Here is an 11,965-nt window from a genome sequence, read left to right as displayed (position 1 = left end):
CTTCAATCAAGGCAAAATGCGTCGAAGTACAGCAAAACATTGCTCTGCTTTTTCATTGGCACAGAAATTAATGGTATTTGAGTTCTGCCACTTCACAAAATACTGCGAAATCTCGCCTGACTGATCCACCTGATTACCGGAACAGTCTTTTTCATTATTGTCGTATTTAACCTGCATAATCAGCGCTGGAATCTGTGCAGCAGGATCTTGTGAAGGCTGATAGTCATACAGCCCTGTGGTCCATTCTGAACCGCTTTTAATCACGACGTTGTTATTGCCTTTAAAATTATAGTATTCAACACATTTCTTATTATCTGGAATTTCCATTCCCCATAGCCCGACAATTTCAGGACGGGTATTAATGGTAAAGGTATTCGGAACTTCGATAGGTTTCGCAATACTATTTGCAGTTTGATTATTGTTTTCTGTTGCCATTAGCCAAGATGAGCTCATGAGCAAGACAAGGCTAAGACAGGTTTTTTTCATATTCACAGGCTTCGTTTCAATCCTAATAATTAATTTTAACTTATCATATTTTTCGGGATCATATTCTGCTCTGCATCAGTTTAAATACCGAAATAAAACAAATTTTTATCATTATAGTTTAAAAACATGGATTTCCTTTTTTAATTTTTTTGTATATATTTCGTATACAAACGTATATTGATAACGTAAGTAAAAACAGATTATTCCAAGAATAAAGTTGTACTTTTGGGTAAAAAGCATTTCCCAAACAAAGTGATATTTCACAAATAAAAATTAGATACAGGACTTAGATTTGCGAATACCTCGAATCACAGACCAGAACTTGAATCCTGAAACATATGCCTACTTGGTCATTCTTTTCATTATTTTAGTGACTTGTTTGATTGGCATTATGACCAGAACACAGGATTACTTAGCCATACTCTGGCCTGCCAATGCTGCCTTACTGGCCATGTTTTTACGCTTCCCCCATTTAAACAATATGGGCGGGTGGCTAGGTGCTTTCTGTGCGTTCATGTTTGCCGATTTGGCAACAGGTAATAATCTATTACAAAGCCTGTTTCTAACACTTGCCAACCTGATTAGTACGATTGTATCGCTGTTTTTTATCCGATATTTCCAGATCAACTATAAGTACTACAATACTGGTTTCACTTTCGTGCATATGTTCGGCATCTGTGCATTCGCAGGATGCCTGGCCAGTGCAGTGTTTGCCGTTGCGACCTTACCCAATCTTCCCCATTCCTTTATGACCAAGGAAAATTTATGGATAGATTTTGGGCTGTGGTGGACAGGCGAAATGGTAAATTACATTATTGTCCTGCCTCTTTTCCTGGCCTTTCCTAGAACCAAAGATCTCAAGTATTTATTTAAAAACCGCAGAAAGAAGCAGAACTCTTTTAGTTATCTGCTGCCAGCAGGTACGGTAATCCTGTGTATTATCCTGAGTAATATTTTTGTCGGTCCAGGTGCCCTGCTTTATCCTTTGGCAGCTTTAATCTGGGCAGCACTGACCTATCGCATCTTTACAATTGCAATTATTAATGCCTTTGTAATCATTTTGATGTATTACAGCCTGACCCAGTTCTATGCCACTACACATGATACGCTGGCAGACTCGACCATTTATATCTCATTAAGGATCGGACTGTTTATGCTGGCATTGTCACCGCTGATCCTGTGTATCATCAGTCAGAACCGCAATGATCTGTTTAAACGGGTATTGTATTTAGCTAACCATGACAGTCTGACGCGGACCATGAACCGGCATTTTTTCTTTCAGAAAGGCGAATATTTACTGCAACATTCCAAAAGCGTGCAGTTTTCCCTGATTATGCTGGATATCGACCATTTCAAACGTTTAAATGATCATTTTGGCCATCATGTGGGCGATAAAGTACTGCAACACTTTGCTGAAATCATCCGTTCCAATTTACGTTCTCAGGATCTGTTTGCACGTATTGGTGGTGAGGAATTTGTGATTTTGCTTTGGGATACTAAACCGTCCAAAGCCCAGTTTATTGCCGAGCGTATTCGTGAACTGGTAGCTAAAACGCCAATGTATCAACCTGATGGATCACCTTTATCGATTACTGTGAGTCTCGGGATTACGCATCAACACGCCCCACTTTCTCAGGATTTACAGCAACTGATCAATACCGCGGATCAGGCCTTATATCAAGCCAAACACTTGGGACGTAATCAGGTGGTGCTTGCATCCTGAACTGAAAGCCTCTACAACCTTATAACAATATCAACGCTAGGGAATGCAGATGAAATTTGAAGAATACTTACAATACGATGGATTAGGACTGGCTGAACTGGTTAAAAATAAACAGGTGCATTCAAGTGAACTTTTATCAGTTGCTTTAGAACGCAGTGCAAATATTAATCCTGAAATCAATGCCATTATTATTCCCATGCATGAGCATGCTTTGCAGCGTACCCAGCAAGAACTGTCTGGTCCCTTTGCCGGTGTTCCATTTCTAGTCAAAGACCTGTTTCAGGAATATGCAGGTTATCCGACGTCTTATGGATGTCAGGGTTTAAAGCGCATTGGGTATATAGCTGAAACCAATGCCGAGATTGTTAACCGTTGGGAACAGGCAGGTATTGTGACCTTTGGCCGTACCAACACCCCTGAATTCGGAATTAAAGGCATTACAGAGCCAGATGCCTGGGGAAGCTGTAAAAACCCGTGGAATTTAAGACATAACAGTGGTGGCTCGTCAGGCGGTTCTGCTTCTGCTGTGGCAGCCGGCATTGTGCCAATTGCCGGTGCAGGTGATGGTGGTGGCTCAATTCGTATTCCGGCTTCCTACTGTGGTCTGTTTGGTTTAAAACCAAGCCGTGGACGTACGCCGTGGGGACCGCAAATGAGTGAGGCAATGCACGGTGCTGCCATTCAACATGTACTCACCAAAACTGTTCGGGATAGTGCGGCAATGCTGGATGCCACCCACGGTGAAGATCGCAGTTCGCTGTTTACGATCCAACGTCCGCATACACATTATCTGGAAGTGATTCAGCAACCACCAAAAAAATTAAAAATCGCATTTAATACGCGTTCCAGCATTGATACGCCTGTTTCTCAAGATGCTATTAAAGCGGTAGAACAAACTGCCCGTTTACTGGAATCTTTAGGTCATGAAGTCGTTGAGGATCAACCGCAGATTGATGGCATGCAACTGGCTAAAGATTTTATTACGACGTGGTTTAGCCAGTTTTCTTATATGCTGGACGAAATCCAGAAAGGCTATCCATCCAGATCAGGCGATTTTGAACTGGATTCTCTGGCGCTAGCCGCTTTTGGTGCCAAAACAACGGCGATTGAATATATCCAAAATCTGACCAACTGGGGACAATATGTGACCCAGATGAATCATTTCTTTGATGATTATGATCTCTACCTGACACCAGCCACGGCCACTGTTGCACCCAAAAATGGCGAAGTCAAGACACCAAACTGGCAGAAGCCGATTCTTAAAGCTTTATTAAAAATGAATAAGGCACATTTATTGGCACAAGGTAAGCTGGTCGACCAGATTGTGAAAGAAAACCTAAAATGGGTGCCATTCACCCAGTTAGCCAATATTACCGGCCTTCCAGCAATGTCCGTACCGCTATACTGGAATGAAGATAACCTGCCTTTGGGCTCACAGTTTATTGCACCATTTGCCCGTGAAGATTTGCTGTTACAACTGGCCGCTCAATTAGAACAGGCTCAGCCCTGGTTTAATCAATATTCCAAAATCCGCGTTTAATTGTTCGATGGTATTTTAAATCTGCTTTTGTAATTCGACCTTGTTGGGTAAGCCAAATACCAGCAATAGGCCCAGCAAGGTCGACAGCGCAGCAGCAATAAAGATTGATGTTCCACCGACCTGATCCCAATAACGACCGGCAAGAATACTCCCACTCGCCACGCCTAAGCCCCACATGGTGCTATACAGTGCCTGTCCACGGCCTTGCTGTCCAGCCGAGAAGTTCTGGAAAATAACCCGCATGGCAATCATATGGAATAAGCCAAAACTCAGGGCATGAATGGTCTGGGCAAAAAACTGTGCCAGAAATGACGATGGAAATAGGCCGACAGTCAGCCATCTTAAACCAGTCATTAACAGGCATAGCATTGCCAGATGACGCCATGACCAGCGTGTCAGAAAGAATGTAGCGTAGGCAAACATAAGGATTTCAGCTATGACCCCAACCGACCAAAGCAATCCGATCTGACTGGTACTGAATCCATTCTGGCTGAGATAGTTACTATAAAAACTATAAAATGGCGCATGTGAAAACAGCATAATCAGCTCAATCAGAAAAAAACTGTATACCACTGGACGCTTGAAGATCGGCCATAAAGCTTCGAGTTTTTTCTGAGCTGTCGGTGCTGCTGAGGGTTCTTTAATCGTGAACGACCAGAGAAAAGCCAGAAATGAAATACAGAGCAATAAGACTGGTAGCATACTGATGCTGATAATTTCAAAAATTGCACCTAAACCAAATACGCCAATAATAAATCCAATAGATCCCCACTTACGGACTTTGCCATAGAGCTCTGCCCTTTTCTCACCTAACCAGAATAAAGTTACGCCTTCAAACTGAGCCAAAATTGCATTTTGAAAGAAACTGAAAATCAGCATGAGCAAAGCAACTGACTGAAAACTATTTGGAATGATAAATATCATGAACCAGATACAGGCTTCCATCCAAGTAGCTATACGCACCAGCAACATGCGTTTCCCGGATTTGTCTGCAATCCATCCCCAAATAAATGGCGCAAAAAATCGGGTGACAATCGCAATCGAAGATAAAATCCCAATTTCCTGATAATTAAAGCCTTGATCCTCTAGATACAGACTCCAGAAAGGCATGAATGCGCCCACAATCGCATAATAAAAAAAGTAGAAAAAACTGAGTCTGTAATGAATAGCTAGAGATTGCATCAAACTAGATACTCTTTCATTTCTGATAACTTAAAATAAATATAAGTCGCGCTGAGTTGCATTGATTGGGTCTCGGTCATATTTAAATTAACTATAGATTTATATTCATGGAATTTTAAAAGGCTCTTAAATCTTCGAAATAAATACTAGGTTACTTGACTTGAATCATAGAAATACCTAGGCATAGACAGTTTCATTAAAAGAATTAAAGAGCCTATAGCTGTTTTACAAGGCTTATGGGTCATGCATGAAAGCGGTATAGAAAGCTGTGAAGAAAATTAAAACTTATAAAAATATGAAATTGGTGTAAGTTTATTTTGATCTATATTCCAAGGATTATATACAGATATCTCTCCGGAATTCTCTACAATTGTTAAGTCGTCTGATACTTGAATTGAATGGACAACACTTAAAATAATGTTACTGTTTCCTTGATAAAGTTCGACTTCATTTTTAGTAAAAATTACTTGAGCACCTAATGACCGAGTACCTTTTACTTCTACATAAAATTCTTTACCATTTTTATATGCTAGGAGGTCATAGGGTTTATATGCGCAGACTTTTTGCTTTTGCTCGTTATATTCTTTTACCTTAAATCCTTCATTTTCTAAATATTTTATAGTTACTACAGTAGAGTACTTTTCAATAGATTTTCTTATCTTTTCATTTTCCTCAAACCCTAATCCTTCAATCTTCTGATTTTTTGTATTCTCTTTTTCCATAATAATATCAGTATTACTTTGAAGAACTATTCCTTCATACATATTTACATATTCAATTGCTTTTGGTATCCATTCATAAATAACTGTATTGAAGTTCTTTAAAGTTTTGTCTTGTTCATACAAATAAAAACTATTAGATTGGCCAGGATTTCCTTTTCTCTCCCCATAAATTGAATGCCCTATACGATAAGCTCTATTTTTTTTAGGTAAAAGAAAAGCATCACTAGCTTTAACTTTTAAGAAATATCCATTAAGTTCTGAATTAATACCTGGTCTTGAAATATATTGTCTTTCTCTATATACCGTTGCATTTTTATACCAACCAACTATCACTGCACGCGTTACTGGGCCTCTAGCATTAACCTCTAACTCAGGGTCAGTTGTAAAAAATATCACGAGTACATTATCTACTTTAGTTTCAGACTTTCCTATTTTGGGATCAATACGTTGTAAGTTAATACTTCCAAAATTCACTCCATCTGGTTTATATCCTCCAGGCTGAAAGTAACCATAAATATAGTTTTCAACACTCAAAAAATTACATGCTTCAAAACCAATATTATCTTCATTATATTTTCCTCCACCAACAGGTCTTTCATCAGCTGCTCCTTGGTAATAACCCATATTTCCAATACGAGCAAATAATACTTTTTGCATTCTTTATATTCCCTTAATTTTAAATACATTATAGTCATAGGTTTTCTATTTTAATAATTATTAATTTGCTAAATCAGTTTGAAGTAAATAAACTTATCTGACTACTCAATGCCACCTTTCCATAATTCAGATACATATCTGCATCCTTTGACTATATCTTTCAGTACCTATTCAGGCTATGACTCTTTAAGCTTAATCCTCATGATATTATCAATATCCATAGACTTAATTGAGCATTAATTTAGCTTATTTGAGATTCTAATATTTAGACAGCTTAACACTGTAAGATTATAAGTCTTATTAAACCTATGCTTTAACTGTTATAACATCTATCAATGTAACATTCTTACCTATTCTATGAAATTAACTTGTATATTCTTATTAATTTGAACAGGCATTCTTAATTTTACTCAAAAAAAACCCACATCATTGGGGACGATGTGCGCAGAACTCTAAATTCAAAATGTGGAGATTTTTGAACATATGGTAAAATATAATGAAAATATTGTATGCAGTCAATCACACTTAGATATTAAGTCGATGATTAACAATCATATTGACCGATAAAATAGAAATAAGTCACTTATTCAAATTTCTAGTTAATCTCAGTCTCTTTGACCAGATCTATTACTTAGCTAAGCTATTCAAGCCAGATACCTAGTAAGAAATTAAGCCAAACTTTTCTTTAGGCAATAAAAAAGCCCACATTGCTGTGGGCTCTTCCCCTTTATCATTTTGCGCTGATTCAGGATTGTTGACGAAATGTACAACGGTCAAACAATAGCCAATTCATGACAAATATAAATATATATAGAAATTAAATATCTATCCATATATAAAAAGTCTAAATTGTGATCTTTGGAGTCAATAATTTCTAGTATGAACTTGATAAAGCTTTATTTTAGGTAACAAAAAAGCCCATCTTTCGATGAACTTCTGCAAAATAGCACCCAGCAATGAGTGTATTATCAGATCATCTTATCAATCTAATCCACATGACTGGTTGCCCGTATAAGTCTTCCTTATTACACTGATTAATCCAAAGACTTTTCAACACAATTATTTTTCTAAATTGTTGATTCCATCTCGGTGCATAATATTGATGACTATCATCCTGCTATTCACCTTGATCTCTAGTCCAAATCTTTAAGCTTTTAAACGAAATGAGTGATCTAAAAGTCAGCAAGACTTTCCTTCATCATGGAAAATAATAATACTGCGCAAACAGCAAACAAGAGCCCTATCAAAGCAAATAAAGGATCCTGATAAATAAGACCTAAAACCATGAGAGAAACAGCAAGGATGACAAGGAAAATAATGCCGCATATTTTAAAGAGATACATATCCAGAACCTAAAGCAAAAGCTATGCTTTCAAGAAGCAATTTTTGTTCCTTTTTTAAATAATTTTTATATTTATTATCAATATAAGTTGATCAATATTCTATTTTATTGGTACGAATCTAGTATATAAAATACGGAGCTACTCTGTACCCATATTTCGAGCAAAATTAAGAAATCCAGACATTAAAAAGCCACCCTAAAGAGTGGCTCAATGATCAAATTTTTTTATTGATATTCAATTATAGCGGTCACTATTTTCAAATAAGAATTTTAATAAATATTCTTTCTTTACCCGAAATAATCTCGACATGCATTCCTCCATGAAAGGTCAAAATATTCCTGATCTACCTGCCGTCTTTCAATCAGCACAATATTTTTATTCACTACAATAAACCTTCGATGCTTCATTTCATTCGTAGATTTATCTCTGAAACTAACCTCACCACATTCTCCCTCTTGTTGATGAAATTGAACCAGGTCTGAATTCGGTAAAGCATTCCTTACCATCTCCCTAATTTTTTTTAAATCCTCATCCTGTAGGATCTTAGAGTCAGCTTCTTGCTGTGTATTTGGTTGACTACACCCCAGAAATATTAAAGCTACAAGAGGCAAGATAATTAGTTTTTTCATAAGCTGTCCTCCTGAGAAAGAGGATCACATTATTTTTAAAGTATGGCTATTATTAAAATGAATAGTTTTGTAAACCATTCAACTTTATCAATAAATTTAATCAGGAAAATTTAGAACAGATGAAAAGGAATAATAGCTAAAAAGAGCTTGCTGTTTCTCTGAAAATAGCAAAGTTCTGAAAATTATATAGGACTTGTCAGAGATGACTCTACTGAGAAAATCAGAGACCCCACAACCTTCTCTTGCTAGTAGTGAGGTCCTTTAAAGAGATTATTGAACAGGATTTGCTGCTTGACTATCTACCTGTTCATTCTGAGGAGCAGGATGATTTGAACCATCCTTTTTGTATTTCATTTTCTTATAACAATAACCCGCAAGTACACCTGCACCAATTAATGTTAATAATTTCATTTTTCACCTCATGCTCATAAATGCAAGCCTATATAACTAACATCTATATTTGTAGCTTTCCAAAGCCATTTGGAGTGTTTTTTTAAATAAAAAGTTAAATTATGTATATCTGTATAGATTAAATAAAATCTTAATCTTTTCATAATATTAAATTTATTTAAAATATTATTGAGTTAAATATTTTTAGGCTCTAAATATATACTTATAAAATAAAAATCCTGCTTGCTGGTCAAAATCCAACTTACGATATTCAAATTGTTTTGCACTTATCTCTCTTATATTTTAATTCTCATGATAGATCATCATGAGAGCGTTCGCCCATGTGTTCAAACTATGAATTCCCCTCAAAAAGCCGTCTCTCTTTATTAGATATTCATGAAGAACAGCTTGAACTGGATATGAAAACACATGTATATCCTTTAGCTCCCGCTCCCATCATTATGCGCGGTGCTGACGAGTTTGAACTGGATATCGCACGTTTCGGACTTATCCCTTCCTGGGCCAAAGAATTAAAATTTGGCCGGCATACTTATAATGCCCGAACTGAAACAGTCGCCTCAAAAGCAAGTTTTCGGCATGCCTGGAAAAATAATCAGTTTGCCTTGGTGCCTGTAGATACGTTCTATGAACCCAAATACATTGATGGCAAATCTCATTGGTATGCTATTTCTCGCGAAGACGGTGACCCTGTTACTGTTGCAGCCATTTATGATGATGCAATCATTGAAGGTGAAAAAGTTCGATCTTTTTCAATGCTCACGATTAATGCAAATCAGCATCCCTTTATGAAACAGTTTCATAATCCGAATGATGAAAAACGCTCGATTATTGTGATACCGAAAGAGTCAAGACAGGACTGGCTGCACTGCAATCATGAGGAAGCAAGTGAGTTTTTCTTCGAAATGCGGGATGAATTTATTGCAAAGCTACGAGATTCCCGTTTGTCGGAAAACTGAAATATAAAAGCAATTTAATTATTAGTATCTGATTTTAAAGCATTTAATTTATTTGTATAAAAATAAAGCAATCATTACAATCTTGATTAATGTAACAACAATCAAGAAGTAGCAGGTTTATGACAAATTCGCATGGGGGCTTTAGAATTGGTGCAGGCAGAAAAAAGGCCGAAGAAACCAAAGTAATTCGTGTACCTGAATCCAAAGTCCTGGATATCAAAGCATACTTAAAATCACTTAAAAAAGAAAATGAAATCAGTGATATTCGCCAGTTTGATCCTGTTACCCAAATGGAAATTCCTTTAGTTACTGAACGCGTTCAGGCTGGTTTTCCCTCACCTGCACAAGATTATATTGATAAAAAACTCGACCTGAATGAATTCCTGATTAATAACGCTAATGCTACTTTTATTGTTCGAGCCAATTCGCTGTCAATGTTGAATGCAGGTATTGATATCAATGACGCCCTGATTGTGGATCGTAGCATTGAAGCGCAACATCGAGATATTGTGATTGCCTGTGTAGATAACGAATTTACTGTCAAACGGCTGATTATCGATGTAAAGGGTTGCTGGCTAAAAGCCGAGAATGACGACTATCCCGATATTCATCCTGTAGAAGGTCAGCAATTTGAAATCTGGGGTGTGGTCACCAACGTCATTAAAAAATTCAGATGAAATATCAGCAGGAAATCTATGCGCTGATTGATGTCAATAACTGCTATGTCAGTTGTGAGCGCCTATTCAATCCGAAACTGAATCAGGTACCTGTGATCGTGCTGTCAAATAACGATGGCTGTGTAGTTTCACGTTCGCAGGAAGCAAAAGATCTCGGCATTAAAATGGCTGTTCCATTCTTCCAGATACGCAATATTGTCGAACAGCATCAAGTTCAAGTGCTATCCAGCAACTATGCCCTATATGCAGAAATGTCCAAACGTTTTCATTCTATTCTGTCTGAATATGTAGCCCCTGATGAACAGGAAGTTTATTCCATAGATGAATGCTTTCTGAAAATTACAGCTTATGCAAAAGATCATGATTTAACAGAATATGGTCAGGATATGCGACGGCGTATTTTGCAATGGATTGGCCTACCCGTCTGTGTCGGTATTGGTCGTTCCAAAACCGAGGCCAAATTAGCCAACTATATGGCCAAGAAAGCCAAACGCTTTAATGGGGTTTGCGATCTTTCTTCTATGCATCCACAACATAGAGATTACTTCTGGAGCTTGATTGATGTTGCTGAAGTCTGGGGAGTTGGGCGCCAGCAGAGTAAAAAGTTAAAGAACTTAGGCATACATACCGTTCTTGATTTAGCTCAGGCTGATTGCCATCGAATCGGAAAATTATTTTCAATTGTTATGCAAAGAACTGTGATGGAATTACAGGGAATTTCCTGTATTGAACTGGAACAGACTTGCCAGCCCAAGAAGCAGATTATTTCTTCACGCTCATTTGGTTCCCGAGTAACAGATCTTGAAGTTTTAACGGAAGCTATGAGTGATTACCTGCAAAATGCCGTCAAACGCCTAAGAGAGGATCAATCCTTATGTGGCTGTATCATTGCTTTCGCTCAATCCAATCCTTTTGACAAGAACAGACCCTTTTATCATCAATCTATCAATATCGCTTTTCCTGAACCCACTGATTCCGCTGTTGTCATGAACCGGGCATTGATGCAACAGATGCATGAACTGTTTTTAGAAGGTGTAGAGTTTAAAAAATGCGGGGTTATTTTAACGGCGCTTGAACCTAAATCGGCCTATGTCTATGACTTGCTCTCTGATCATGCTCAGATCGAGAAAAATGAGAAGCTTCAACAAGCGCTAGAAAAAGTAAAAGAAAGATTTGGGGATCAAAAGCTGGCAATTGGAGCAGCTAAAATTCCTGACCGGAGCTGGGCCATGTCTCAACAGTATCTAAGCCAGAATTATTTTAGTTGGGATGGACTGTTAAAGATTGATCGGTAATTTCATCTTCCCAGTAAAGTGAAGCAGAAATTTTCCGAAACTTAAATCAAAATCTAAAAAGCCCTAAATTCAATTAGGGCTTTCTGATATCAATATCTTACTTTTGCTCCCTCAGCGGATGCTCAGGCTCGGCATTAGGCTTTTTCTCAGGCTTTACACCCTTATAGGTTGCTTGATTGCCTTTATCATCATTAGATTCTTTTTGCGGATTATCTTCTTGCTCTGTTTGGTGTTCTGCATGAGTTGTCATATATATTCCCTTTCCTCTAGATGCTTAGAAAATTATTAGGACATATAAGGTTAAACATCAATAATATTTATGTTTTCCATACATTTTAATAAAC

11 protein-coding genes are annotated in these 11,965 nt (G+C 37.5%); 5 read left to right on the top strand and 6 right to left on the bottom strand.

The features are described 5' to 3' along the window. Positions 1 to 6: 6 nt before the first annotated feature. The gene (locus FTU46_RS03395) at positions 7 to 453 is read right to left on the bottom strand and encodes a hypothetical protein (RefSeq protein WP_034171190.1); all 447 of its coding nucleotides are present in this window, start codon (positions 451 to 453) and stop codon (positions 7 to 9) included. Between the two features lie 325 nt (positions 454 to 778). Here FTU46_RS03395 and FTU46_RS03390 point away from each other — a divergent pair, with 325 nt between their 5' ends. Both FTU46_RS03390 and FTU46_RS03385 read left to right on the top strand, forming a co-directional pair. Further along, positions 779 to 2,209, top strand: a complete 1,431-nt coding sequence (locus tag FTU46_RS03390; RefSeq protein WP_179992476.1) for a diguanylate cyclase — start codon at positions 779 to 781, stop codon at positions 2,207 to 2,209. Between the two features lie 49 nt (positions 2,210 to 2,258). Continuing rightward, complete coding sequence (locus FTU46_RS03385) at positions 2,259 to 3,749, top strand: amidase (protein WP_180104337.1); 1,491 nt, start codon at positions 2,259 to 2,261, stop codon at positions 3,747 to 3,749. Between the two features lie 15 nt (positions 3,750 to 3,764). On the opposite strand, the gene FTU46_RS03380 is transcribed toward FTU46_RS03385, so the two are convergent. From FTU46_RS03380 to FTU46_RS03365, 4 genes are all read right to left on the bottom strand, one after another. After that, a complete protein-coding gene (locus FTU46_RS03380; protein ID WP_180104336.1) occupies positions 3,765 to 4,931 on the bottom strand; it encodes an MFS transporter in 1,167 nt (388 codons plus the stop codon). Positions 4,932 to 5,209: 278 nt separating this feature from the next. Beyond that, positions 5,210 to 6,310: a protein NO VEIN domain-containing protein gene (locus FTU46_RS03375; protein WP_180104335.1), complete on the bottom strand. Its 1,101-nt coding sequence runs from the start codon at positions 6,308 to 6,310 to the stop codon at positions 5,210 to 5,212. A 1,630-nt stretch (positions 6,311 to 7,940) separates the two neighbouring features. Next, entirely contained in the window at positions 7,941 to 8,282 is a 342-nt protein-coding gene (locus FTU46_RS03370) for a hypothetical protein (RefSeq protein ID WP_180104334.1), read from the bottom strand. 270 nt (positions 8,283 to 8,552) lie between these two features. Further along, positions 8,553 to 8,693, bottom strand: coding sequence for a hypothetical protein (locus tag FTU46_RS03365; protein WP_180104333.1), 141 nt, complete (start codon positions 8,691 to 8,693; stop codon positions 8,553 to 8,555). A 320-nt stretch (positions 8,694 to 9,013) separates the two neighbouring features. Between FTU46_RS03365 and FTU46_RS03360 the strand changes: the two genes are divergently transcribed. From FTU46_RS03360 to FTU46_RS03350, 3 genes are all read left to right on the top strand, one after another. After that, positions 9,014 to 9,649 (top strand): SOS response-associated peptidase, encoded by a 636-nt coding sequence (locus tag FTU46_RS03360; RefSeq protein ID WP_180104332.1) that lies wholly within the window; start codon positions 9,014 to 9,016, stop codon positions 9,647 to 9,649. Positions 9,650 to 9,768: 119 nt separating this feature from the next. Next, positions 9,769 to 10,326 carry a LexA family transcriptional regulator gene (locus tag FTU46_RS03355; RefSeq protein WP_034170368.1) on the top strand — a complete coding sequence of 186 codons (558 nt, stop codon included), beginning with the start codon at positions 9,769 to 9,771 and terminating at the stop codon, positions 10,324 to 10,326. Continuing rightward, positions 10,323 to 11,621 (top strand): Y-family DNA polymerase, encoded by a 1,299-nt coding sequence (locus tag FTU46_RS03350; protein WP_180104331.1) that lies wholly within the window; start codon positions 10,323 to 10,325, stop codon positions 11,619 to 11,621. Before FTU46_RS03355 ends, FTU46_RS03350 begins: the two co-directional genes overlap by 4 nt. Positions 11,622 to 11,718: 97 nt before the next feature. Here FTU46_RS03350 and FTU46_RS03345 read toward each other — a convergent pair whose 3' ends face one another. Then, positions 11,719 to 11,871 carry a hypothetical protein gene (locus FTU46_RS03345; protein ID WP_171431294.1) on the bottom strand — a complete coding sequence of 51 codons (153 nt, stop codon included), beginning with the start codon at positions 11,869 to 11,871 and terminating at the stop codon, positions 11,719 to 11,721. Between the last annotated feature and the right edge of the window lie 94 nt (positions 11,872 to 11,965).

Origin of the sequence: Acinetobacter sp. YH12108, from assembly GCF_013419055.1 — a bacterium.
In the GTDB taxonomy this organism is placed as follows: domain Bacteria; phylum Pseudomonadota; class Gammaproteobacteria; order Pseudomonadales; family Moraxellaceae; genus Acinetobacter.
The sequence above is the reverse complement of the archived record's forward strand: the minus strand, read 5'-3'. Positions and strand labels throughout refer to the sequence as shown.